Source organism: Methanogenium cariaci JCM 10550 (genome assembly GCF_001315945.1).
Taxonomy (GTDB): domain Archaea; phylum Halobacteriota; class Methanomicrobia; order Methanomicrobiales; family Methanomicrobiaceae; genus Methanogenium; species Methanogenium cariaci.
Genome location: NZ_BBBG01000002.1, coordinates 1 through 24,171 on the forward strand (window position 1 = coordinate 1; position 24,171 = coordinate 24,171).

Annotated in this window: 29 protein-coding genes and 2 pseudogenes; 9 read left to right on the forward strand and 22 right to left on the reverse strand. The window is 52.0% G+C overall.

The genetic code is table 11. The annotated features are described in order from the left end of the window. Positions 1–306, reverse strand: a 306-nt coding sequence (locus JCM10550_RS02210) for a hypothetical protein (protein ID WP_157199844.1), incomplete at its 3' end; no start/stop codon positions are given. A gap of 499 nt (positions 307–805) precedes the next feature. Here JCM10550_RS02210 and JCM10550_RS02220 point away from each other — a divergent pair. Both JCM10550_RS02220 and JCM10550_RS02225 read left to right on the forward strand, forming a co-directional pair. Next, positions 806–2,389 (forward strand): nitrous oxide reductase family maturation protein NosD, encoded by a 1,584-nt coding sequence (locus JCM10550_RS02220; protein WP_062396645.1) that lies wholly within the window; start codon positions 806–808, stop codon positions 2,387–2,389. Further along, a complete protein-coding gene (locus JCM10550_RS02225; protein ID WP_062396647.1) occupies positions 2,386–2,706 on the forward strand; it encodes a hypothetical protein in 321 nt (106 codons plus the stop codon). Before JCM10550_RS02220 ends, JCM10550_RS02225 begins: the two co-directional genes overlap by 4 nt. A 577-nt stretch (positions 2,707–3,283) precedes the next feature. On the opposite strand, the gene JCM10550_RS21470 is transcribed toward JCM10550_RS02225, so the two are convergent. Both JCM10550_RS21470 and JCM10550_RS21475 read right to left on the reverse strand, forming a co-directional pair. Further along, positions 3,284–3,610, reverse strand: a complete 327-nt coding sequence (locus JCM10550_RS21470) for a PH domain-containing protein (protein WP_245618671.1) — start codon at positions 3,608–3,610, stop codon at positions 3,284–3,286. Continuing rightward, the gene (locus JCM10550_RS21475; protein ID WP_245618628.1) at positions 3,504–3,926 is read right to left on the reverse strand and encodes a hypothetical protein; all 423 of its coding nucleotides are present in this window, start codon (positions 3,924–3,926) and stop codon (positions 3,504–3,506) included. The genes JCM10550_RS21470 and JCM10550_RS21475 overlap by 107 nt, the downstream gene beginning before the upstream one ends. Before the next feature lie 655 nt (positions 3,927–4,581). On the opposite strand from JCM10550_RS21475, the gene JCM10550_RS02240 reads away from it, so the two are divergent. From JCM10550_RS02240 to JCM10550_RS02255, 4 genes are all read left to right on the forward strand, one after another. Then, complete coding sequence (locus JCM10550_RS02240; protein ID WP_062396652.1) at positions 4,582–5,097, forward strand: hypothetical protein; 516 nt, start codon at positions 4,582–4,584, stop codon at positions 5,095–5,097. Further along, positions 5,097–6,710: a PEGA domain-containing protein gene (locus JCM10550_RS02245; RefSeq protein WP_062396653.1), complete on the forward strand. Its 1,614-nt coding sequence runs from the start codon at positions 5,097–5,099 to the stop codon at positions 6,708–6,710. Before JCM10550_RS02240 ends, JCM10550_RS02245 begins: the two co-directional genes overlap by 1 nt. Before the next feature lie 224 nt (positions 6,711–6,934). Continuing rightward, complete coding sequence (locus tag JCM10550_RS17940; protein WP_157199845.1) at positions 6,935–7,231, forward strand: hypothetical protein; 297 nt, start codon at positions 6,935–6,937, stop codon at positions 7,229–7,231. Between the two features lie 43 nt (positions 7,232–7,274). Then, the gene (locus JCM10550_RS02255) at positions 7,275–7,637 is read left to right on the forward strand and encodes a DUF2115 family protein (RefSeq protein ID WP_281175239.1); all 363 of its coding nucleotides are present in this window, start codon (positions 7,275–7,277) and stop codon (positions 7,635–7,637) included. Positions 7,638–7,643: 6 nt separating this feature from the next. Here JCM10550_RS02255 and JCM10550_RS02260 read toward each other — a convergent pair whose 3' ends face one another. Both JCM10550_RS02260 and JCM10550_RS02265 read right to left on the reverse strand, forming a co-directional pair. Then, entirely contained in the window at positions 7,644–8,165 is a 522-nt protein-coding gene (locus tag JCM10550_RS02260; RefSeq protein ID WP_062396659.1) for a hypothetical protein, read from the reverse strand. Further along, entirely contained in the window at positions 8,162–8,698 is a 537-nt protein-coding gene (locus tag JCM10550_RS02265; RefSeq protein ID WP_062396660.1) for a hypothetical protein, read from the reverse strand. The genes JCM10550_RS02260 and JCM10550_RS02265 overlap by 4 nt, the downstream gene beginning before the upstream one ends. A gap of 255 nt (positions 8,699–8,953) precedes the next feature. Between JCM10550_RS02265 and JCM10550_RS02270 the strand changes: the two genes are divergently transcribed. After that, entirely contained in the window at positions 8,954–9,988 is a 1,035-nt protein-coding gene (locus JCM10550_RS02270) for a type II glyceraldehyde-3-phosphate dehydrogenase (RefSeq protein ID WP_062396662.1), read from the forward strand. A gap of 159 nt (positions 9,989–10,147) precedes the next feature. Here the strand turns inward: JCM10550_RS02270 and JCM10550_RS21480 are convergent, their stop codons facing one another. The 16 genes from JCM10550_RS21480 to JCM10550_RS02325 all read right to left on the reverse strand — a co-directional run bounded on the left by JCM10550_RS21480 (position 10,148) and on the right by JCM10550_RS02325 (position 21,305). Then, complete coding sequence (locus JCM10550_RS21480) at positions 10,148–10,285, reverse strand: hypothetical protein (RefSeq protein ID WP_245618629.1); 138 nt, start codon at positions 10,283–10,285, stop codon at positions 10,148–10,150. Further along, positions 10,282–10,650: a VOC family protein gene (locus tag JCM10550_RS02275; protein WP_245618630.1), complete on the reverse strand. Its 369-nt coding sequence runs from the start codon at positions 10,648–10,650 to the stop codon at positions 10,282–10,284. Before JCM10550_RS02275 ends, JCM10550_RS21480 begins: the two co-directional genes overlap by 4 nt. A gap of 403 nt (positions 10,651–11,053) precedes the next feature. Next, a complete protein-coding gene (locus JCM10550_RS02280) occupies positions 11,054–11,518 on the reverse strand; it encodes a hypothetical protein (RefSeq protein WP_157199846.1) in 465 nt (154 codons plus the stop codon). Next, positions 11,418–12,881, reverse strand: coding sequence for a PEGA domain-containing protein (locus tag JCM10550_RS02285; protein ID WP_062396665.1), 1,464 nt, complete (start codon positions 12,879–12,881; stop codon positions 11,418–11,420). Before JCM10550_RS02285 ends, JCM10550_RS02280 begins: the two co-directional genes overlap by 101 nt. After that, on the reverse strand, positions 12,878–13,177 hold the full coding sequence (locus JCM10550_RS02290) for a hypothetical protein (protein ID WP_062396667.1): 300 nt from the start codon (positions 13,175–13,177) through the stop codon (positions 12,878–12,880). The genes JCM10550_RS02285 and JCM10550_RS02290 overlap by 4 nt, the downstream gene beginning before the upstream one ends. Before the next feature lie 41 nt (positions 13,178–13,218). Next, the gene (locus JCM10550_RS02295; protein WP_062396668.1) at positions 13,219–13,695 is read right to left on the reverse strand and encodes a hypothetical protein; all 477 of its coding nucleotides are present in this window, start codon (positions 13,693–13,695) and stop codon (positions 13,219–13,221) included. 56 nt (positions 13,696–13,751) lie between these two features. Continuing rightward, positions 13,752–14,327 carry a hypothetical protein gene (locus tag JCM10550_RS02300; protein WP_062396670.1) on the reverse strand — a complete coding sequence of 192 codons (576 nt, stop codon included), beginning with the start codon at positions 14,325–14,327 and terminating at the stop codon, positions 13,752–13,754. Continuing rightward, complete coding sequence (locus tag JCM10550_RS02305; RefSeq protein WP_245618631.1) at positions 14,327–15,745, reverse strand: hypothetical protein; 1,419 nt, start codon at positions 15,743–15,745, stop codon at positions 14,327–14,329. Before JCM10550_RS02305 ends, JCM10550_RS02300 begins: the two co-directional genes overlap by 1 nt. Before the next feature lie 180 nt (positions 15,746–15,925). Continuing rightward, entirely contained in the window at positions 15,926–16,327 is a 402-nt protein-coding gene (locus tag JCM10550_RS21485; protein ID WP_245618632.1) for a hypothetical protein, read from the reverse strand. Next, a complete protein-coding gene (locus JCM10550_RS21490; protein ID WP_245618633.1) occupies positions 16,324–18,177 on the reverse strand; it encodes a hypothetical protein in 1,854 nt (617 codons plus the stop codon). The genes JCM10550_RS21485 and JCM10550_RS21490 overlap by 4 nt, the downstream gene beginning before the upstream one ends. Next, positions 18,092–18,952 carry a tubulin-like doman-containing protein gene (locus JCM10550_RS21495; RefSeq protein WP_245618634.1) on the reverse strand — a complete coding sequence of 287 codons (861 nt, stop codon included), beginning with the start codon at positions 18,950–18,952 and terminating at the stop codon, positions 18,092–18,094. Before JCM10550_RS21495 ends, JCM10550_RS21490 begins: the two co-directional genes overlap by 86 nt. Before the next feature lie 249 nt (positions 18,953–19,201). Beyond that, positions 19,202–19,750, reverse strand: a complete 549-nt coding sequence (locus JCM10550_RS02315) for a hypothetical protein (RefSeq protein ID WP_062396672.1) — start codon at positions 19,748–19,750, stop codon at positions 19,202–19,204. Then, complete coding sequence (locus JCM10550_RS21500; protein WP_245618635.1) at positions 19,713–20,012, reverse strand: hypothetical protein; 300 nt, start codon at positions 20,010–20,012, stop codon at positions 19,713–19,715. Before JCM10550_RS21500 ends, JCM10550_RS02315 begins: the two co-directional genes overlap by 38 nt. A 171-nt stretch (positions 20,013–20,183) precedes the next feature. Next, on the reverse strand, positions 20,184–20,828 hold the full coding sequence (locus JCM10550_RS02320) for a hypothetical protein (protein ID WP_062396675.1): 645 nt from the start codon (positions 20,826–20,828) through the stop codon (positions 20,184–20,186). A gap of 7 nt (positions 20,829–20,835) precedes the next feature. Beyond that, the gene (locus tag JCM10550_RS17945; protein ID WP_157199847.1) at positions 20,836–20,988 is read right to left on the reverse strand and encodes a hypothetical protein; all 153 of its coding nucleotides are present in this window, start codon (positions 20,986–20,988) and stop codon (positions 20,836–20,838) included. 50 nt (positions 20,989–21,038) lie between these two features. Then, positions 21,039–21,305, reverse strand: coding sequence for a hypothetical protein (locus JCM10550_RS02325; protein WP_062396677.1), 267 nt, complete (start codon positions 21,303–21,305; stop codon positions 21,039–21,041). Positions 21,306–21,452: 147 nt separating this feature from the next. On the opposite strand from JCM10550_RS02325, the pseudogene JCM10550_RS02330 reads away from it, so the two are divergent. Together JCM10550_RS02330 and JCM10550_RS02335 are read left to right on the forward strand one after the other, a co-directional pair. Beyond that, positions 21,453–22,408, forward strand: a pseudogene (locus JCM10550_RS02330) (tyrosine--tRNA ligase). A gap of 38 nt (positions 22,409–22,446) precedes the next feature. Further along, positions 22,447–23,241, forward strand: coding sequence for a serine protein kinase RIO (locus JCM10550_RS02335; protein ID WP_062396679.1), 795 nt, complete (start codon positions 22,447–22,449; stop codon positions 23,239–23,241). Positions 23,242–24,082: 841 nt separating this feature from the next. Here the strand turns inward: JCM10550_RS02335 and JCM10550_RS21505 are convergent. Beyond that, positions 24,083–24,169, reverse strand: a pseudogene (locus JCM10550_RS21505) (hypothetical protein); the annotation flags it as partial. Positions 24,170–24,171 lie beyond the last annotated feature (2 nt).

Genomic DNA, 24,171 nt, shown 5'->3' on the forward strand with positions numbered 1-24,171 from the left:
CACATGCCATGTCCACTGCGTCTCACCTTCCGGACCGATTCCCACGAAGTCATGGGTATCGGTGAATACCACATATCCGTCCTCATTCTCCTGGACATAGCGGATGGTCGAGGCATTTCCTATGGCAACCGTCATATTGCCACTAACAGTCCCGTCTGCAGCAACAAACCAGACGGTCGGTCCGTCCTCTGTGGCACCGGCGGCAATAAACCCTCCTGCAACAGGTGATTCAGTGAAGGCCGCCAGCTCCGTAGCACCGTCAATCGTAACCGTCCGGTTCAGGTCAGGCGGCTGGATGGCCCCCACAGCCCCCGCAGACCAGGAACAGGATCATACAGACAAGGAATGTCCGTCTCACATACGCTCTCATTACAAGAGTTTTTGTCCGCCGGTGCTAATAGCATTCTCCCTTTTTCCCCCTCGCTCCCGCCCCCTTCCCCCCCCTGTGGGCAGGCAAGGCACATACCGCTTCAGGAAGGGTGACCGATCTATCATACGGCTGGGTGATAATGGCCATTTTTCTTCCGGACATGAGACTGGAAATACTTTCACGTTCATGGGTGTGACCTCTGAATCTGTTCATACGAAGGGTAGAGCATCGCAGAGAGTAAGGAGATAACATCGGGGGGGAGGAGGTATAAAATGTGGCGGCGACCTCTGTCTTCAGACTCACTCATTCCCCGGATCGGCACAAAAAAACCATTATTAAAGATCACAAACCCAAAAGTACACAACTACTCAATTGTCTCATTCTACATGAAATTACCATTAAAAGTACCACCACACCACAAAGGAGAGAGAGAGAATGAAACCCGAAAACAGAAGAAAAACCCATTCAGTTACAATCATTTCCATTGTAGTATTCTGCATCGTTCTGATCTGTGCCAGCGGAGCTACAGCAGCAATCCCCCCCATCACCGGGCCGATCACAGATATATACTACCTGGATCAGGAGAACCAGACCTATGTTATCACCGGAGACTGTAATGTATCAGCGCCCACCGCCCTGTATGTGCAGGCAGACAACATCACCATCACCAGTAATGGATCGGTCACCCTCACCTGCCCGGATTCGGGGTTGAATGCCAAAGGAGTGATCATATCTGAGGATGTGCAGTACACCTCCATTAAAAATGTCACATTTTCCGGATTTTTATATGGAATCGAATGCAGAAACGGTGCGGGAAATGTGACCATAGATACCTGCAGGGTAGAGAACGGCACTATTGCAAGCCAACCTGCTATCCGTCTCTGGAACTCTGTGGATTCCCTCACGGTCGTGGACTCGTATTTTTGTGACCAGGAAGGTATGTACAGCAACTCAGCGCTTTTGACCAGACTTACTATCCGTAACAACACATTCTCTGACATACCTGATTTCGCCTTCGACCCGCTAAATCTCTACGATTCCGTAATTGAAAATAATACCTTCACCCGGTGCGACTATGGCATTATGCTGAATAATGCCAATCCGGCAACAGATGCTGGGGGGGTGATTATCCGGAACAACACCTTTACGGAATTTTCGCACATTGGAATCAGGCTGAGTGGGATCGGTGGAGTTTCGATCTGCGACAACACTATTGAAGGGGGGGATCTATGGGTCACTCCCTCCTCCTTTAGCACCGGCATATGGCTTATCGATGTAAATAATACAGATATCAGCCGCAACACCATCGAAGCATGCGGAGATTACGGCATCATCTGTTTCGAAAGTTCAGCCATCACCGGCACCGGCAACATCCTCCGGGAAAATGACCAGGGTCTGAATATCCAGGCTAACGGGAATCGGGACTTTGTTGATACATATCTCTCAGCGAACATAAACAGCGGGATCTCCATCAACAAAGATGTGGATGGGAACGATTCTTTCACGAATATCACGCTCTCTGACCCAAAGACACAGATGGACTTCAGTGGGAAGAATGTCCGTCTCTCAGAGGCAGGGGCATATCCAGCCGATGTACCGGACGGATACCAGTTCACCGGTGCCATTGCATATATTCAGGAGGATGCATTAGTGGCCGATGTAATGAGGGCCAACATCACCTTCCATTACACAACAGCAGATATCGCGGGTATCACTGAATCCGGCCTCACCGTTCTTCGATCCGACAGCACGGCCGGAAGATTGTGGTCCGAAACAGATTCCACTGTTAACACTACCACCCGGACGGTATTCACCAATTACACATTTGCTCCAGGTGAAGAGGAACTCTACTTCGCCTTGGCAGGGCCCATCACTCCTGCAGAAGTGACCATCATGGCAAATCTCTCGACAGGGTGGAACATGGTCTCGGTACCTGTGCGAAACGCCACCTATGATATACCCCCCCTGAGATACAGCCGGCCATTTACCGATATAACGGCAACACCTACACTGAGGTGACCGACCTCTCCACACTTGGGAATTGGGACGGATACTGGGTAGCAGCCACCGGCCCCCCCTGTACCCTCACAATGACTGGTGAACCAGTGGTAAATATCACCCGAACCAGCACAGCAGGGTGGAACATGGTCGGCAGCACGGCCACAGAGATACCCTTTGAAGGACATCTTACCTCAGAACCGGAAGGCATTATCAGAGGTTCCATCTATACCTATGACCCCCCCGCCACCAGGGCCTATACCATACCTGTTGCAAATATGCCTGGCTGCGGATACTGGATTAGTGCAGCAACAGATGGAGACATTGTTCTCGAATAATGTATTTCTTTATGTCCAAAGAGACCGGTCTTACGTAAAAAACAGGCAGAAAACCTATAATTGTAGTTGTGAGTCAGTTCAGAAAAGATATCCGATGAATATCCCTACAGAAAAGAACCACCCGCTCACATTCATATTCCTCTTCTCTTTTTGGTCTTTTTTTACACCCTCTTTTTTATCCCCCCCCATAGATCAGAAAAACCGTCACCGGATGCTGAAGAAATCAGTACAGCCCCCCCTGTTTGCCACTTCACTTGAATTCATCTGATTGCGATGGGATATAATTCGGCATTTCCGGATATCTGGAGAATCCTAACCCGGCAGTCAAATTCAATGCTGACTTCTTGGGGGGGGTTTTAGGAACATAAAATATCTCAGTAGACCAAATGGCAGACCGAGGTTACCGTCATGGGAATTCTTCCGGACTCATTCGATACGCAGCCTCTCACCAGGAATGAACGGATCCTGAATAGTCCGTGGGTTTCCATGAAAGAGTGAGGGGGGGAGCCAAAAAATGAAAACATCCAATAAACAACACAAAAAAACGAGGGAATGAGTGATGGATAATTCCTTTTGATCACTGCATCTTCTCTTCAATTCTCTTCAGCACCATGGTAATATCCCGGAGTTCCTGCAGCACGACAGCATCCGTCCCCTGCGTCCGGGATCCGGATGAAACGGACGAAGAGCCTGTGATAGTCTCTGCACCGGTGACCGCAGCAATGGAGTGACCAGATCGTACGAAATCCATGATGACGGCACGAAGAGGTTCGGGGGGGTCACGGATGCCCTGAAGTTTAATCTCTGCAAGCTGATTTGCCGAATAACCGGCGGTCTGGATACGCAGATTTGATATGCCAAAGAGCCGCATCACCGGGCCCTGGATGATGTCGACGTTCGTGATACGATTGTAGGGGGGGACGATGCCGGTCTGTTTCCAGAGAACCCCGCGGCCCCCAGGTCATCTCAGTCGGGGGGGTGAGCAGGTAGCTTACCGTTCTGCAATAAAGGTAGGCCCAGAGACCGCCTGCCACGGCAAAGACCACAAAGATTCCTGCGATCACCGCAAGGATACCACCATCTTCCCCATTCAGGATGCCAAATCCCATCAGAGCAAAGAAAAAGGTGGGGGGGATCAGCATGCCCAGTCCGGTCACTACGATCAGGTAGGGCCGAAAGGACGAATCCGGAGTAAACGGAGAATCTATTTGAACAGGCATGGATACTCTTTCTGTGGCAGTCGCAATCAAGGTTTGTCCGGAATACGACACAGACACAGAAACCCGCGGGGCATCGTCCGGCATATCTGTCAGAGTTACCGGCCGGATTTTACCCGACAGGGAAGTGATCCTGCACTATCACTCCCGGCTGGTCAAGATATTCCCATCAGATCTCTGGCAGAAGCAGGATCAGTCCATATGCTCCTCTATATGCCACCGCATTTCTGTTTTTAATACAAAACAGGAAATGATGCTCCATCCCATAGTCATCCCGGAAGGTATCAGATCAAAGAGATGTACATAAAATAATCACCGGAAACAGATTTTAAGAGGAATAACAGACAGGAGAAAGAGTATTCTTCCAGTTCCGACGACCGGCATCACGGCATGGAAATAACCTCTGAAACATCCCGAACCAATGATAAATATCCAATATGAGCTTTAAATAATAATCAAACCCTGTTATTAACATATTTTACAATATATTGGCACTTTTTACAATAAAATAAGATTTTTATACAATAAATTACTGCAATATAAAGTAATGGGATATATTTATACAGTCTGACATGTCGTAGTAGACTGGGGTGTGCCTACATTGAGGTATCAAAATGTAACCTGGTATGGTGTCCTTCTGCTTATAGGAGGACTGTTAATGACACCGGTATCTGCCGGAGAAATATGGAACGTAACGACTGCCGACGCTGCAACTGATGTCGGTCGGTTTTCATCGCTTGCGATAGGAATTGATGACATTCCGGCAATCAGCTATCTGGATTATGACGCAAATAACCTGAAGTATGCATGGAACGACGGCAACGGGTGGCAGACAACCACCGTCGATGCGAATAAAAGTGTGGGATATCACACATCACTGGTTCTGGACGCGGAAAATCATGCGGCCATCAGTTATTATGATGCGATAAACGAAGACCTAAAGTATGCCCGCTATGACGGGGCAGACTGGCTGATCACAACCGTTGACACGGCGGGGGGGGCAGTGGGATGGTATACCTCACTTGCCTGGGACAATAACGGCCATCCGGCCATCAGTTATCAGAATTTCTCCCAATTGGATCTGAAGTATGCCTGGAACGATGGCACCGGTTGGGAGACCGTAACCGTTGATGCAGGGGGAGAGCGTCGGATGGTATTCTTCGCTTGCCTTTGATGCAGGGGGGTGCTCCCGCGATCAGTTATTCTGATATCACCAATTCCGAGCTGAAATACGCCCGGTATGAAGGAACCGAGTGGAAGATCTCAACCATTGATGACAGTGGGATTACCGGAGAATATGTCTCCCTTGCCTTCGACACCACCGGTCATCCGGCTGTCAGCTATACCGATTCGTCCACTGGTGAGCTGAAATACGCCCACCATGACGGGACAGAATGGCATATCTCGACCATTGATATACCGGAGGTTATTAGCGAATACACCTCCCTTGCCTTCGACACCGCCGGTCATCCGGCCATCAGTTATACTGACGCGGCGACTGGTGATCTAAAGTATGCCCTCCATGACGGGACAGAATGGCAGATCACGACCATCGATACCGGAGCGGGTAAATTTGAATATACCGCCCTTGCCTTCGACACCGATGGTCATCCGGCCATCAGCTACTCTGATGAAACTACCGGGACGTTGAAGTACGCATCCGCGACATTCACCGGGGCCGTGCAGGTCACATCCGTTCCCGCGGGAGCGGCCATATGGATTGACGGTGCAGATACCGGAAAGATAACGAACAGCACCATACCACTCACACCGGATGACTACACCGTGAACGTCAGGCTTACGGGGTATGAAGAGCCGGTCGCACAGGTTGTCACCGTCACCGATGGGACGACCGGGAACGTTGCATTTAATCTGGTACCCATCCCCCCCGAACCGCAGGGAAACCTGACCGTAACATCCGTTCCCGCAGGGGGGGCTGCCATATGGATTGATGGTGCCGATACCGGAGAGATAACAGATCACAACTTTGCCCTCACACCGGGTGACTACAACGTGTACGTCAGGCTTGCGGGGTATGAGCAACCGGTCGCACAGACCATCACTGTCACCGACAAGACAACGGTGAATGCCGCATTCAACCTTGTCCCCCCCATTCCGGAACCGCAGGGAAACCTGACCGTCACATCCGTTCCCGCAGGAGCTGCCATATGGATTGACGGTGTGGATACCGGAGAGATAACAGATCACAACTTTGCCCTCGCACCGGGTGACTACACCGTGAACGTCAGGCTTGCAGGGTATGAGGAACCGGACACACAGACCGTCACCGTAACAGATGGGACAAACGTGAATGCCACATTTACCCTCATACCACTCCCGGTAAATGTGACCGTCACCCTATCAGCCGGCTGGAACATGATCTCTGTGCCGGTGGCAAACGCCACCATCATCCTCCCATCGGAGGCAGGTTCGGTCTACCGTTACAATGTGAGCGTCTATGAACTGGTGGAAGACCCCCCCGCCAGTGTTCTGCCCGGAGAAGGAATCTGGGTGTCAGCGATGGCCCCCCCGTGCACGCTCACCTTCACCGGCCAGAGACTGGACTGCTACACCGAACCGGTGCCTTCCGGCTGGAATATGATCGGCAGCTGCACGGAGATGATGCCCTTTACCGATCATCTGACATCCGACCCGGCAGAGGCACTGACGGATCAGATCTACACCTATGACACGGAGAGCGGTACGTATGTGAAACCGGCATCCTGCAACCCCGGTTGCGGCTACTGGGTCCTCACCAGCACCGGCTGTGAAGTCTGCCTCACATAGGCCCGCGTGAGATCGGGTGCCAGGGGGGGGAGAAACACAAACGTTCTCTTTTTTCATAACCTCCCTACTGGTCGGAAAGAACAGTCTGCCGGAAACAGAACACTCATTATCTGCCGGTGCAGTATAGATGACATGGCCGGGATTTTCTCACGGATACGGGCACTCATATCCGGCGACAACAAGTCGGGGGGGGTGCCACCTACGGGCCGGAGATTGACTGCATCGTGGATACCGCATCGGTGATCTGCAGGGATACGGCTCCGTCCGGAGAGATTCTTCCTGCATACCAAAGCAGTCTCACTCGGGTAGAGGCATTCTGGAACAGGGCGGCAGCATGCCGAAACAAAGAGGCGCTCGTCTCTCTTCTTGCAGAGCATGTACGGAAATACCCGCAGGAGAGCCTTCGCCAGATGATGGTAAACTTCGAAAAGAGACCCGCGACATCCCCCCCGCTGACTACCGGGATCCTCTCCTCAAAGCAGTCCACGAGGAGATCTTCGACACGCACCACCGCCTGCTGACAGTGGCGACCCATGAGGCGACCGTTCCTGGCGCTCCGCTTCCCTGCGGAGAGGGTTTACCGATTACTGCCGGATGGTGCAGCAGGCGGCCGCACACAAGGCGGAGGAGAAAGACCCCGCTCTCCTCTCACTGCACTATGCACTTGCCTGCTATGCGATGTATGCGGAGGATGGGCCCGGACATCCTGTTGAGACACCCTTTCCGGGCGGACTATCTGTCGAGCAGGACGGGCGGATATATTACTGCCCGGTGCGGGATCATGCAGATGATGTGCCATTTGCGCTCTGCCCCTTCTGCCCGGCAGTCCAGACCACCGGAGTACACCTCATCCGTGACCCGCAGGAGAGGGACCGGATACAAAAACAGGGATATATCGAGAACTATTTCACCAATTTCAAGGGATAAACGCCTTCAGGTAAAGAAGGCGACATAGATACCCGCCATAACGACGATACTCCCCCCCGCCCAGGCAGAGAGCGGCAGGATTCCCCCCCAGTATCCTCCTGCAACAAGCACCAGTCCTGCACCGGTGATCAACAACCCTGCCCGCCGCCGCTGCATCGGGTCCTTCACCGCCTCCTGCCTGGTGAAGGGGTTCTTCCCTCCACTGCCGTTCTCCTGAGCCCGCGAACGATACATCCGTGAGAACGATCCAAACCCACCGTCTGATGACGAACGCTGCCCGGTGCGGCTGAAGGGAGAACCTCTTGTGCCAGAGCTCTCTTCCATGAGATTGATCCGGACAAGCAGGTTACCCGTCTGTGACCCGCTTCGGGAGCCGAGGCCTTTCAGGCGCAGCACCACATGCCCGTCGATCCGTTCGGGAACCCGGAAGGTGACTATCTTTCCTTTGAGGTGAATCTCCTTTTTTTTCCCGAGTTCATCCGGGGGGGTAACCCAGACGGCATACTCACGATCAAGGTTCCCTGTCATCGTCTCTGTGCTCCGTCACCACACATTCCCCCCCCTCTCCTTTCAGATAGGAATGGTATTATTGATCTCTGTACCGTCGGTATAGACGGCAACATAATAGATACCCACCGGTTTTCCCACGGTGCCGGTCTCAACCGGTCCGAGAACCGTTCCCGGCTGCGGGTCTGCAAAGGAGAACCTCTGCGATGAACGTCCCCCCCTTCTGCAAGAACCGCTATCTGCAGGTCTGTTACATTTCTGCCGTCAGCGCTGCCTTCATACGCAATGGACGCATTCCCATCCGAAAGAATGACGGCAAACCGGACATCTCCGGTGCTCGTGACGGTTGTCGGACCGAAAAAGACCGGGAACAGAAGGTAGGCCAGGATAATGACCACCACTGCAAGAACGGCCACCACCGCCATCTCCCTTTGCATTGTGTAACGCTTTTTCAGGGACTGGCCGCAGACCATGCAGATGGTGGCACCCTCCCCCCCCGGTACCGGTTCCCCCCCACATCGTGGACAGACATCTGTTTTTATTCCCCCCCACACCCCCCCCTTTTGATCAAAGGATTACTATGAGCACAGGTCTCTTCAACATTGTCATTTCGCGAAGACCGGCTTGTCGTATCATACACATATTCAAAGAGAACCCTTTTTTATATCTCCACCACATTCATTCGAAGAGAACTATTTTCTTGTATTCCCGTCAATTTGATAATCAGGTGGAGAGACGAGCGCATGCTATTTTTTCCTGCAGACAGGGAGTGTGCCATGCCCGGGACTACCATCTGAAGGTGTGCAGCTATGATCAAAGTGGCAATTAACGGATACGGAACGATTGGCAAACGGGTGCTGATGCGGTGGCCGCTCAGCCGGACATGGAAGTTATCGGGGGTCTCCAAGACCGACCCTCAGGGGGAGGCATATATCGCAAACGAGCGGGGATACCCCCCCCTATATATCGCAGATATTACCAAGAAACCGGCCTTTGATGAGGCAGGCATTGCGGTCGCAGGAGATGTGGAAGGCATGCTGCGCCAGTGTGATATCGTCGTCGATGCCACCCCCCCCGGCGGGGTGGGAAAATCGAATAAGGCGCTCTATGAACTCTACAATGTCAAGGCCATATGGCAGGGCGGCGAGAAGCACGAGCTGGCAGGCATATCGTTTAATTCATCCTGCAATTATCACGATGCCTTCGGCGCTGACTTTGTGCGGGTGGTGTCCTGCAATACGACCGGGCTGTGCCGCATCATCCAGCTGGCAGACGAGGCATATGGTGTGAAGTCGGTCTTTGCAACGATGGTGCGCCGCGGCTCTGACCCCCCCGGCGGGATCAAGAAGGGGCCGGTGGACGCCATCGTCCTCAATCCGGTCACCATCCCGTCCCACCACGGCCCAGATGTGAACACCATCCTCCCGTCAGTCGATATCGTGACAACTGCGATGATCGTGCCGACGACTTTTATGCACATGCATGTGATCCGCATGGAACTGGCACGGGAGGCCAGTTGTGAGGGCGTCCTTGACCTGATCAGGAAACATCCGAGAATCGGTATCGTGAAGGGTGCCTCCGGCATCACCTCCACGGCGGAACTCAGGGAACTGGCCTCGGACATGGGCCGCCCCCCCCGCGGTGACCTCTGGGAGTCCTGTGTCTACGAGGACTCGGTTGCGGTCGGCAAGAACAATGAGCTCTATCTCTTCCAGGCCATTCATCAGGAGGCGGATGTCGTCGTCGAGAACATCGACGCCATCCGTGCAATGATGAAGGGAGCGGACACCGCTGAAGAGTCCGTCCGCATCACCAACGAAGCGCTCGGCCTGAAGGCGATCTGATTTTTTTACGACCGGAAAGAACAATAGGAAAAAGAGAACCGGATGTGACCGCTGGTGCGTGTCACATTCTGGCCAATCGGGGGGGACAGGGATTCTACCCATCCCGACCCGACCAAATACTTTTTTGGAGTGACGGTATTTCCCCCCCCGAACACCGGATTACTGTTCACCCGTGCCGAGCATATACTTCACAACCTCCGGGGGCATGGTGGTGGATGCAACAATTTCATCGGCGGACATGCCGGATGCGGCCAGCCGTTTCACACAGACGTCCATTCTCTCTCCCACCTCGATCATGTGACCGTCCGGGTCAAGGAAACGGACGGTGAGCTGGCACCAGGCTGAGCAGTAACTCCATGTACAAATTCGACACCGGCAGCATTCAGTTTATCAAATGTCTGCTCCATATCCTCTGTTTCGTAATATATTTCGAGCATCCGCTTTGAAGAAAAATCTTCACCATTGGTGTCAGCAGCCCCGAATATCACATCTCTGCCGTACCGCCCGTCCCAGATCGCAAGTGCACTTTTAAAACCGACATTTTTGCCGAGATCAAGCTCAATTTCCTCTCCCATGACCTCAGTGTAGAATTTTTTTGAAATCTCCACATCGTTCACAAACAGAACGGTCGAATGGAAGGAAAAAATGGGGTTGTCCGCCATACTCTAACGATTCCTGCAGACCGTAATAATACTTCTGTGAGGGGTCTGAAAGTGTCAGGAGCACAACGATCCCGACTCCGGGAATTTTTCAGAAATCAGTATGACATATGGTTCGCGTCACGTTGGCCAAAAATCCAATCATTCGGTTAAGCAACGCATAAATACCCTCAAAAACAACCTGCGCTCGAAAAAAACTGATCCACACAGAGGCCCGGAGAGGGCCGATCTCAGTCGGGATGACCTTCCAGCATCCTCTCAAAATATCCGGCAATAGTGACCCCATGATACTCCACAATTAACATTTTTTTCGTAAACAACAGGCAATAAATGGGTATTTTTCCGGCAGAAAATATGAGCGGAAAATACGTTCGTTTTACGCCCCGATACCCCGAAAAAGGGGGGGTCAAAAAAGGTGATTAGGGGGGGTGACGGAAGAGCGACCAAAAGAGGAAGAGGAGGACATGTACCTGCATCTGTCTTCCCCCCCCAATCTACTCTTCTGAATCATCCCACCAGCATCAGGCCCACCCTCATACAACGTCTCCACTCCGGAGCGTTCGTCTTTTGGAACATCAGTCGCGTTGTCATCGTCACCTTCCCGATGATCCAGAACAGAATGCACCTGCTCCACCGGTTCAACGATGAAGATCTTCTCCACCTTCTTCCCGGCCCTGCCGTAGCGCTCTTTTGCAACCTGAAGGTCTACCGAAAAGTGGTGAACGCCCCCCCGGCTTCTTCCGGCAAGCGACACCACATATGTTCCGGGGTCAGTGAAGTGATCGATGGAGACACCGTCGATGGAGACCGTGCAGACAAACCCCCCGGTAGGGCCCGCCGGAGATATCGGCGGTAACCTCGGCCTGTGCAAGCGTATCGTTTTCCCGGACAGTCACCGGGAGGTGCACGACGATCTCAGATTTTACCCTATGCCCTACAACGTCCTTCACGAAAACCACCAGGACGAGAAGCACAAGAACAAACGGCGACGCGTATATCACGACATTGTGCAGGTTCGGACTGATATCCTGCGGATTTAATACCCCATCCCCCCCGTCCACATCAACAGCTGCAGCGATGGCAGACGCCGCGTCGGCTATCGCACCCGGTGCATCACCTGCCGCATACCGTCTTTTTGCATTCTCTAAGAATGTCTGAGCCTTTTTCGGGTTATAGCCAAGGTTTTCGGAGACCACCCGTTCCGCCTCCGCGATGGCCTCCGGTGCCATTGAAACCAGATTCAATGAGACAGTGGCACCTGCTGCACCGACATCCAGCTCTTCTTCTACACTTCTGTAGCCAAACTTCTCGACAACGATCGTGTGTAACCCCCCCTGCCCGACCGGGATTTCAAGAGGGCTGCTGCCGGAAAGAACGCCATCGACGAAAACCTGAGCGCCTCCGGGTGCGGTGTGAACAGACAGCAGAACCTGTGCAGGCAAAAGCTCCGCCTTCACCTCCGATATCTTGCCCGCCGCAACATCGACCCTGCCGGTCCAGTCATCGTATCCAATTTTTCTGATGACAACATCGTAGGTTCCCGGCACAACATCTTCAAGCGTCGTTCGGGTATTGCCCTTAAACTCCCCCCCGTTCAGATAAATTTCGGCATTGGACGGGACAGACTCAACGGTAATCCTCCCCCCCACCGTGGATACCGGCTCAAACGTATGCACCAGCGACTGCGACATATCTTCGTTTATGGTCACCGTTACTGCATAGTCGGAGTAATTTTCCAGCTGCAGGAGCACGCGATGCTGACCTGCGGGAAGCTCGTAGAGAACGACATTCGATGTGCCGGAGAATTGCCCGTCGATAAAGATCCGTGCACCCTCGGGCGTTGTCGATACCGAGAACGCATCGCCCACCACCGGTTCCAGATTATGGCTGATGTAGGCAGTCTGCCCCCCCTCCTTTACCTCAAATATCGTCTCCCATGTACGGTAGCCCGGCAGCTCAAGCCTGATATAATGGATACCCGGAAAGACATCCTGGATCACCGTATTCGTCTGAAGACCGAGGTCCTCGTCATTCAGGTAGATATCCGCCCCCTGCGGATTGGAGGTAACCGATATCGTGCCTTTCTGTATATCCGCACTGGCAGGGGGGGAGACCACCGCCTGTATGAGCAGAAGAAAAAGAATACCGGAGATGAATCTCATTGCCGATGCCTGTCTCATGAACGATACCTGTCCGTGCCATCCGGTTGCAGCAATACGCCCGTTATGTTTCATTCAATACGGGGGGGTTCCCTGTCGGTGAAGAGGCGGTATATTCCCGAATCCGATATGAAGAACGCTGCCGAGTTATTAGATATCAGCAGCGTGGTGTTCACCGGACCCCCCCATGCAGATCCCGACTGGTTGTATCGCATCAGGTAATACGACTGTTCCGGTTGGTAATCCGCGTTCACAGCCACGGTCACGTTCTGCGGTGTTGACACTGTGATATTGTATGCACTTCCGAATCCTGACAGATTGACCGGTATGTTTCCCGGTGTTGTGTTCAGCTGCGTGATAATTACGGACATATCTGGGGGGGTGATCGTTGCCGAAGGAGTGATATGCGGGATTACAGTTGTATTATAACCGGGAGGTATGAACCCAAAGGGATGACGAAGAGAACCATGATGGCCGCAAGAAGAACGACAAGGACTCCCACCACAGCCAACAGGCGAACCCTCCCCCCCCTCTTTTTCTCCTCCATATGCCTCTCATACTCGCGTTCAAGCCGCTCCCCCCCGTCATAATCGTTACTTTTCCACTTCCCGTAGTCCGACTCGTCCGGGTGTTTCAGTTCCTTTTTCGTGGGCGGTTCATATGCAGTGGATGAAAAATCTCCCGGAAGCCGAGTAACGGCACCAATGTTCTCCCGGACCAGAAATTCCCCCCCGAAACGGCTTTCCATACCCGGCGACATCTTTTTGGTTTGTCTGTACTCAGAAACAAACCGTTCGGCAAGGCCTCTTCGTGACATCTCCCGGATAGTCTCTGCCGGATGGCAGGGTTTTGTGCAAAAGCACCCATGTTCCGGTAGATATCCTGCCATGTTGGATCATCCGTCCGCCCGGCATTCAGGTCGATATGAATCCGCCGGATGACCTCTCAGTCACCAGCAGATCTGCGTCCCGGAAGGTCCTCTTTGCAACAACTAGGGTAAACCCCCGAAGAGAGATAGGGTTGAAGCTTTTCGGTAACAGTGACAACAAAATCGAGAGACTTCGAGCGGTCGCCGGAAACGCATACCACCTCTTTCCCTATAAGCAGTCTGCCGACAGAGTAGTCTGCGGCATTTGAACCCGGAAGACCGGGTATTGCCTGACGGTGGAAATCTTCAAAGAGATCCATATCAGATGCGGGACCACGCACCTCATACTCTATTTCAGAGAGCCTCCGTTCGACGCGGCCGTAAAACGCATGGATAAAGGGGGGGAGATTCATCTTCGGCGGAAGTTCCCTGTTCCTCCCGACCTTCTCAAGATAAATGAACGTATCGGGCCTCCGTCCCTTCTTTTGCACGTTTACCGCAGTCCCAAGCAGAACAATGCCGTTTTTTGTGCTGATATACAAAGAAGCCGTGCTCTCGTCAAGTTTCTCTGCAAGACCTATTACTGACTCGTCATACAGATTGCCTGCGACCGTCTCTCCGTCGGTTGTGAATATCCCGTATGAATCATCCATTATTCAACTACCCCCCCCAAAACATTACAGACCGAATTTGAATATCTCCGTAAATCTCCACGGGGGGGTAAGACCGGTCGGGGAAATTTCCTCTTCAAACCCTTCCTCTGTCGGGAAGGTTCTGCCGATGCATCAACCGAGACCGCGATAAAATACATCGAGATGTCGTTCATCATGTTTACCATATTTTTAAAGACCTTGTTTGAACTGAGGATCTCGAAGAGACGGTTCTCGAGTTCCAGTGCCTCTCTCGACTTCTCGCGGATGTCGGACAGCTTTCCGGCATTCATGGAATGAAGCAGGTTTCGGATCTCCTTGTTCTTCCAGAAGACCAGATCCGTTTTGGTAACAACGAGGGCGTATTTTTTGTTTGACCCGAAAAACCCGAAGTAATTCTTTCCTTCGAGGTCAATAAGGGTCTTCATATATCCGCCGAACTCCCGTGCAAGCTGTGCATGACCCTTTCTGCTGTCGGTGATCTTTTCGCCGTCGATAAGAAAGATGACCTTGCCTGCTCTCAGGAAGTTGCCGTACATCGTCGATATGATGACACTCTTGGTAAACTCCGGGTCGGTAAGATCTTCAGAGTAGTGCAGTTTGATGTAGCGGACAAAATCAATCGTCCCCCCCGCACTCTTTCTGACCTCGCTCAGGGGCATACCGATTCGTTCGCTTAACAAGGAGACTGCCTTTTTGAAGTTGATCTCGTTGAGTTCATCGTAATACTCGCCCGCATAGTCCACAACGGTCCATTTGACCGGAATCAACCCGTACTTCTTCCCGGTAAGCTGGTACATCACCATCTGGTAACGGTATGTCCGGGAGAGAATCTTTCCGTCGAGGATGTTTGCATACAGGTTTGATATGCGCAGTGCGTCCCCGTCGTCATTCGGATCACCGGTTAACACAACACCCTCATTGGAGTGGCCCTTCTGGAAGTGTTCTGATATGTAGCTCCAGAGACCAAGAACAAAATACGTCTTTCCGGATGATCGTGGTCCGAATATAAATATCTCGGACGCCCGCACCCCGACGGTGATCTTTATGGCAAGCCAGTAGAGGATCAAAGAGAGACCAATACCCGCACCGAAGAAGAAGATGCTCTGTGTCGCATATGCCTCGCTGACTGCCGCATCCGGTGCAAGAGCTATCACATACAGTTCATAGGCAAGAAAGCCGATGATGATGGCAAAGAATACGGTAAAGAGCACCTTGGCGAATGTTGCAAGAGTATCATACCGGTTGGTGAGCACCGCCTTTGCGACAAACACCGCACCGCAGAGGATACCGGCCGAGAAGGTGAGGAGTAAGAGATCCACATCCGCCCACGGCGAAGAATATACATAAAATACCGGTACTGCTGCAAATATGCCCGCATAGATGACACCGTTTATCCGGGAATCCTCGTTGAAGAGCATCCCCCACCGCGATGATAAAAAACAGACCGCATAAAAATTCAACCAAAACCGTCAGCCCAAATCCCGGAGGGTGGAGCTTAAAGACCGGGGGGGCCACCGTCGTGAATATCCAGGCAACGATAATGCTCAGGGGGGGGAGACCTAAAAGAAGATACATTTGTCTTCTTTTATTGTTGATGATCATTCCCTGACTGCCTCTTTGATATCCTTTACCGTGTAGAGATCCAAAACCCTCTCCTTTGCCTCTTCGATCTGTGTTTTGTCGCCCGATTCAAGGTCTGATATTTCTGCTGCGTCGGTTAACAGCAGGGTCCTGTCACGGACGATATACTTTCCCTCGTGCAGGTACAGGGCATGGTGGAGGATATTGTTTCTTGCCTTCTCGTACTTCTCCCAGTAGCCTCCGCCGGTTGTCAGCGGGGAGATGTTGTCGAGGAAACTTGCCGCCGCAAAGAACGTGAGCGATATCTCCCAGGGTTTGGTGTAGTTGTGGGAGTTGACCTTGGCACTGTCGACCCCCCCTTTTAAGTCCAGGGATTTTACCAGATTACGCCTGAAGTCACTGCCTTTGTTGTCTATCAACTGCGAGAGCCAGTGCGAGGGGGGGACGAGGCGACGAGGGCGGCCTTGTCAAAACTCCATCTCTCGGTACCGGCACTCCCGTATCCGATGGATATGTTGTTGATACCGAGTTTGTGGGCATCGACAAGCTCCTTGTACTTCCACTGCACAATGTTGTAGAGCTTCTCAATCTCAAGTTTTCCTTCTTCGTCATAATCGAGAACAGAGAGATCAGAGTCATCGTTTAACAGCGAGAGAATGTTCGGGTTGATCTCACCGAACCACGTCCGGTACATCCCCCCCTCAATGGTCTCGTTTCCGCTCTTTCTCTTCTCGTCAATGCTTCTCAGGCCGGATTCATAGGCATTCACTTCCGCATTGAATTTCTTTCTGGGGTCAAAGGTGGCACTCACCAGATCGTCTGTCTTCTGCAGGAATTCGATCTGCTGCTGCATCATCTTCTGCGACTGGATCAGGGCGTCAATCTCGGTGTTGATGTTTCCAATCTTTGTGGTGTAGCCTTCACGGCTGTTTACGATCTCTGTCAGGGACTCCCGAATGCTCGTGAGAACCGATGCGGTGTCCCTTCCGGAAAAGGACCGGATCAGCTCTGCCTTCTCCTCTGATTCAAGGTTGAACTGGGAGAGGAGAGGGGCGATGGTCCCTTCCCGCAAAGAGCCCAGACGTGTGTCAAACTCACGGGTCAGGAACTTATCCTGTATGAAGACCTCAAAAGGATCGCGAATGGCGATCTTCCCGGGATGCATCTGGGATATCTTGCGTATCCTCTCCTCCTTTGTCGCCTTCTCGCTTCTGAAGATCTCAGGGTTCAGTTTCCGGCCGAGCAGACTGTCAGAGAAACCCTGTTTCTTGGCGATCCTGAGCATATAGTCGTTGTAGATGTAGAGGGATACCGACTCCGCCAGATCCTTGAGGTAGGAGAAATCAGTCGACGTCGCCTGCTCCAGCTGTTCGATATCCCCCTGAAGGTCACCGAGCGAGAGTGATGCAAGCCATGCCGCACGTTTAATGGGCTTCGCCTTCTTTTTCTCCGACTGGTTCAGTTTCTCCTGCAAAACAATAAGCAGGGTGGAGAACTTCTCCAGAAATGCCTGTTCGAGAACTTCTATGGAGTCCTGACCGGTGGCAGCGGCGGTGCCGTGGCCGAGTGCAATGTAATCATCGACCGGTCGTGCCAGTGCGTTGACCTCGGATTTGACCAGGCCAAGCATCCGATCCTGCTCGTTGGTAATATCAACCAATTCCGAGCGTTTGTTTTTGACCCGGACATCGGCCTCGCTTATTTCCCCCCCTTTCAGTGCCGACTGGCGGGACGAGAGCATACCGGACACCTTGCCAAAGTTCTCCTCGCCACGGATGACATTAACCAGTGCAGTCCGGGCGGATTTTCCGTGTACCGAGAGCGTCTTTTTCTGGAGGTCGGACATCTCCTCCAGAAGCTGGAGATTCTTTTTGATGACTTCGTAGAGCTCCTGATCCTTTGCATTTTCATGCGGTTTGCTCTCGTTTTCAAGGGATCTCCTGAGCCGGGTGACATACTCGGTAAGCTTATCGAAATCCTTTACCAGAGTGATGTCCCTGAGCTCCTCGGGCATGTTGTTGGTGACTGCCGATTCGATAATGGACTGTGTCTTGAAGTTCAAAAGATCGATGATCTCATTCTCCCAGACTTTCTTTACCTTTTCAATCTCCTTCCGATAGAGGTTGACATCATCGTGAGTGATCTCGGTATCCGTCTTTGAAAATTCCTCAGGATAGAGGGTTTCATTGGTCGCGATAAAGTCCGTGACCTCTTTCAGGATTTTCCCCCCGGTTCTGTGAAATCCCCCCCGAGAGGCTCTCGATGACATCCTCAAAGCCCTTCTTCAGGGACCGCAGGTTTTCAACCGGGTATTCAATCACATGGGAATCCGCGAAGATAAACCCGGAATAATCCTTTTTGGCATCGACGATGGCGGATATATCAGCCGTCGGGAGGTAGAAGGAGTTGATGAACATATAGGGGGGGAAGGAAGAATCAAACTCGACGACTTCCTGCTTCCGGTCCCCTCCGTCCACGTATCCGGTAGGGCTCAGGGATGAGACGATGATATAGTTAAAGAGCTTGTCATCCTTCATGTTGAGATATTCAATCTCCGAGAGGGCGATGGCCGCGTTTAACTGCTCCTTTTCCCCCTCGCTTGCCGCCGGGAGCACCACAAAGAGCCATATTTTTGACTCCTGTCCACGTTTTTCCTTGATGTATCGGGCAAGATCGATAAACATCCCGGAACCGGTACCGCCTCCGAGACCGACAACGATGGCAACCGGGCCGTGGCCCTGGAACGACGGGAAATGTTCTCCGCCCTGGGTGATTGCCTTGTAGAACACCGCCTTGGATATGGCACGCCTGCGATGCACCCCCCCTCCTCCGAAGTCGTCCACGATGTTTTTGTCGATCTGCTTGAGCATCTGGTAGTCAAATCCGTATTCGGGATCGTTCATCCACCATACGTCAACAAGCGGGCGTTCACGCCGGTTTTTGATCTGTTCGGCGATCCCCCCCTTTGAGGTCAGGGATGACACACGCTCGACATTGGCAAGGTCAGGGAGATGGTAATGATAGCTCTTTACGCTCCCTCCCATCTGGCTGTTTGTCCGCTGAATCGCACCGACCTTCGCCTCAACCTCTTCTGAACGTCTGATGTCGTCCTTTCTCTGGTTCGAGTCGGTGTCTATGGTGTAGAGGGTCAGGCGTTTTCCGTCTGAAAGATAGTGCTTTAAGAACCATTCATGGTCATAAAGGTTTGATATGAGCTTCTTTCCGCACCCCCCCCTATGGCAACGACGGTCAGTTCATCCGGCATCTGGAAGGCTTTTCCCTCGATTATATCATTATGAGCCATTGTTTTTAGTCCCCCCCTTGTATTCATTATGGAAATCCTGCATGTTCTTCGCCCGTATCCGGCCGAATACCATTCCGGTTGTAAACCCTGCGACAAGCAGCACAACGGCGATCAGAACCGCTGTTGTAACCGGGATACTTGCATCTTTGGGTGATTCTGCGTATTGTAAGATGTCTTCTGCCTCATCCCTGAGTCCCCCCCGGGAGTAGAGATCGTCAATAAGCGCTCTCATATCGGGGTCAGCGACTGCATTCAGCCGTGACATGAACTCTTCGTCATCGGGAATGGTGATGGAAAATGTCTCTGTCGTACCCGTTCCGAGAATATCGCGGTTTTGATCAAGTGCCTCGATGTGGTAGTAGACATACCCTGTTGTCTGGGTGATCTGTTTTGTTACGACAACGCCGTCAACAATTTCAACCGATGTCAGCATCGGCACCCGGCCATATACGCTGACCGTAATTTTGTCCGGGAATTCACCGACCTCGGTAAGTTCAATCTTATGGTCGTTTAATGCCTCTTCCCCCCCCGGATACATTAAAACCGCTCCCGTCTATCTGCCAGAGGTTGGTGCCTGCTACCGGCATGAGATCCGTGTTTATTTCTATAACCCGTGTCTGTTTGGGGGGGATGGCGCTCACTTCTATTGTATATTGTATTGATTCTCCCTCATTCAGGGATTCAGAAAGCGTTCCATTCGTTAATTCCGCAACAATGGCAGCGGAAGGCATGCATATCAACAGAAATGACAGCGTCAGTGCCAGTGATATGCATACGGATGCCCGATTCCTTATTCGCATACTGAGAAGGTTTATTTAAAAACAGTTAAACATTTCTCAAAATGAAGATGAGGTTTTCAGGGATTAAGCAGCAGCATTGAATCACCTTTGCGCAAGACATACTCTTCCTGCATCATTGAATCAAGCGCAATCTGAAACTCCAGCGGATCTGCACCGATGACCTTTATTGCTTCACGAATGGGGGGAAAAATACTTCCGTTGGATAACCATCGCATAATCTGTAATAGATTTTTCTGGAATCTCCAACAAGGCGGAACGGTTTGATAATCCCCCCCATCGGGGGGAAGAATACCTGCCTGAAACTTCGTCGTCCATGTACGACCAGAGATCCATCACCATATCGATATCTTCCCTGCTGATTTCTGAGCTGCACTGCAGACGGGCATAGGAACAAGCGAGCTTTGGAATGGCATCACCAACATTCTGTCGGTAATTCCTCTTTTTACCCGAATGATACTGCTCCCTCATCTCATAGGTTACTTCAAGAATATCCTTCTCAATCCGGTTCAGATTTTCAGGGTGAATGATGTAGGAATCCAGCAGTTGTGCCCGGATAATTTGTGCCGTATCATCGAGACTCTCCCGATAGTCCTTCAGAAAATTTCGTGATAACACCCCGTCAACAACGATGGGGATGTCAGATACCAGATTTTCCGGAATACGTATCGCCTGATTTATTTCTCCGGTATTTTTGGTGACGGTTTTTTCTTTCTGGGATATGCGATAGTAAATGTCCGAACTCAGTTTCCGGAATTCGTTCGGGATGACGTTGAGTGATTCCCGAAAAAGTTCCCATTGATGCTTCCGGCCAAACACCGCTGAATTAATCCCCCCCCGTATCTTTTTGTACGGGAGGTGATGAGCAGGCAAACAGACATGAACAGGTGGCGATACTCAGGACTTCCTCAGACTCACCACGATAGGGATAGGTAAAATACTCAATCACCTCCCGGAAATCCATGATCTTCTGTTTCATGGCAATCTGGACAACGTCATATTCCTTCCAGCCGGATATGGTCCTGAGTTTTACCCATTTTTTACCGGATGTATCCAGTATGATGGTTTTTTCATCTTCAACCCGGACATCGGCATACCTACCTTCCGGAGGCGGATGCCATCGGTATAGTAGATCTCTTTCTTCGTATTCGGGAGATACGGCGAGTAGTCAAGATAAAAAAACCCATCCTCACGGTCATGCCGGACGTATCCGACATCCCGGTATTTTTGGTTGCAGGCAATCTCCTTTTCAACATTCGATAGTTCATACCCCATCGAGCGGTCATGGAGAGCCATACATGATCATTTCCACGATACCCCATAAGATAATCGTTTGTTGATGCAGAGACCGGAAAAAAGAACGCAAAGAATTGCAGAGATCCGGTCACCCCGGCTTCCGCACCGAAGCAACCATTAATGCGCTGCACACCCCCAGTACTGACAATGGACTCATACGCGCTTGCAACGCGAAATACGGTTGAAGTCGTCACTGATGAAGAACTCCGCTCTGTCCTTGCACAGGACAAAAAGCGAGTATACGCCGGATACGAACCATCCGGTGAAATTCATCTCGGCCACCTTGTCACCATCAATAAACTCATCGACCTGCAGAATGCAGGGTTCCAGGTCGTCGTCCTCCTGGCAGACCTCCACGCCTACCTGAACCGCAAGGGCACCATGGAGGAAGTCAGGGAACTGGCAGAGTATAACCGCCGCTGTTTTGAAGCGGTCGGCCTGAAGGATGCAGAATTTGTAATGGGCAGTGACTTCCAGCTCTCCCCCCCTGAGTATCAGCTCGATGTACTGATGCTCTCACAGCGTATCACCATCAACCGGGCCACCCGATCCATGAACGAGGTCGGACGCCAGATGGAGAACCCGACCGTCTCCCAGATGGTCTATCCCATCATGCAGATGGTCGACATCGCCCGGCTCAATGTAGACGTGGCCCTGGGTGGCATCGACCAGCGCAAGATTCACATGCTTGCAAGGGAACACCTCCCGTCCATCGGGGTAAAGGCACCACTCTGCATCCACACGCCAATCATAAACGGCCTTGACGGCAAGAAGATGGCCTCCTCTTCCGGGAACTACATATCGATTGCAGACTCAGAGGAGACCGTCGCAAAGAAGATGAAGAAGGCCTTCTGCCCACCGGAAATTGAGGAGAACCCGGTGCTCCAGACACTGAAGTACCACGTCTTCCCCCCCGCCTCGGCACCGTCAGCATACACCGCCCGGAGAAGTTCGGCGGCGATGTCACCTTCACCTCCTATGAAGAGATGGAAGGGGGGGCATACGCAGCAGGAAACATCCATCCGGCAGATCTGAAGGCTGCGGTTTCCAACGGACTCATCGAAGCACTGGCAGATGCCCGTGCGTTTATGAACGGTGAGTAAGCAGATTCATACCACACATACCGGAGATCAGATACATTATGGGAAAGAGAGACGCACTCATTGAACGTTTTGACCGTGAAACCGAGCGGATGGGAGTCCGGATACGGGACGCAGACCAGATGAAGGTCTCCGAGAACGTCTTTGACGACGTCACCCTTCTCTCCCTCTACCGTCTGGTGCACAAGAAGAAGATTCAGGAAATCGGCCCCCCCATCTCCACCGGAAAGGAGGCAAACGTCTTCTACGGCGAAGGCGAGGAGATGTCGATTGCCATCAAAATCTATCGTATCCAGTCGGCCAATTTCCGGTCGATGAGCGAGTATATTATCGGCGACCCCCCCCGTTTCTCCTCGGTGAAAAAGTCCAAAAAAGATCTGATCTTTGCCTGGACCAAGAAGGAATACTCCAATCTGGCCCGTGCCCATGATGCAGGTCTCCGGGTGCCCCCCCTTCCAATTTACTTTGACCGCAACATCCTCCTCATGGAGTTCATGGGCAAAGATGAGGTGGCCTATCCCCCCCAGCTGCGGCTCGTCCGGCTGGATGACTATCAGGCTGTCTATGACGAGATCACCGCCGCAATGAAGACTCTCTTTAATGAGGCGGAACTCGTTCACGCCGACCTTTCCGAGTTCAATATTCTCTGGGACGGCGAGCACCCGATCATCATCGACATCGGGCAGGCGGTGACCCCCCCTAACCACCCGAAGGCCATCGCATTCCTTGTCCGGGATATCAAGAACATCAACCGCTACTTTGCCAAACGGTGCACCATCAGAGATGAGGAAGAGCTCTTCCGCGACATCGTCGGCGAACACCGGATGCAGATCTGAGTATCCGATTCTTCGGATATTCTTTCTTCCGGATATGCTTTTTATTCTCAGGGATGTATCTACTCCCATCCGGGCACTGTTGGTGGTGCCGGTGATTCCTGCTATTCGACGTAATGTACTGGCATCGAGAGCCAGATAATGCCTAAATGCCCAATTCGGGAGATTATTGGCCGGGAAAATTGCATCCACACAGCGGTCCGGAGCGGGCAGTTCCCGGCTGAGACAGTCCATTCATCCTCTCAAAATCTCCATCAACAGAGACCCCCCCTTAATAATCCGCGGTCCTCCGTATTTTCAGCAAATAACGGGCATTAGGCTCGTCTTTTTCCAGCAAAATTGATCCCCCCCTGAAAATACGTCAGTTCTGCCTCAAATCCCTGAACGCAGGGAATAAAAATGGTAGGTACGACGGGAAAAAACGTGAAAAACCGGAGAAAATCGCATCCACACAGCGGCCCGGAGTGGTCGGTTTACGGCTGAGACATGCCATTCGTCCTCTCAAAATCTCCATCAACAGAGACCCCCCCTTAATAATCCACAGTCCTCCGTATTTTCAGCAAATAACCGGCATTCCCGCTGCCATTTTCCGGTGAAAAACCCGGGCAGGAAATACGCCCATTCTGCCCTCAGATTCCCAAATGCAGGGATCAAAGAGAGTGGGTAGAGAGTAAGATCTGACAAAATCAGGGAGGGCAGGAGCTCCTGGGTAAAACACTACAAAAAAAGAAAAAAAGGGGGTGAATTACCCGTTGATCCAGTAATTAACGGTGTCCTGGTTTGCATCCACCCATGCCTTAGCGGCATCCTCGGCGGTTGCACCATTCTCAACTGCAAGCATCACGGATTCCATGTCTGAAGACTTCCATGAGAAGCGCTCAAGGATGGCATAGGCTTCCGGATTCTCTTCTTTGAATCCTGTCCGGGCCACAC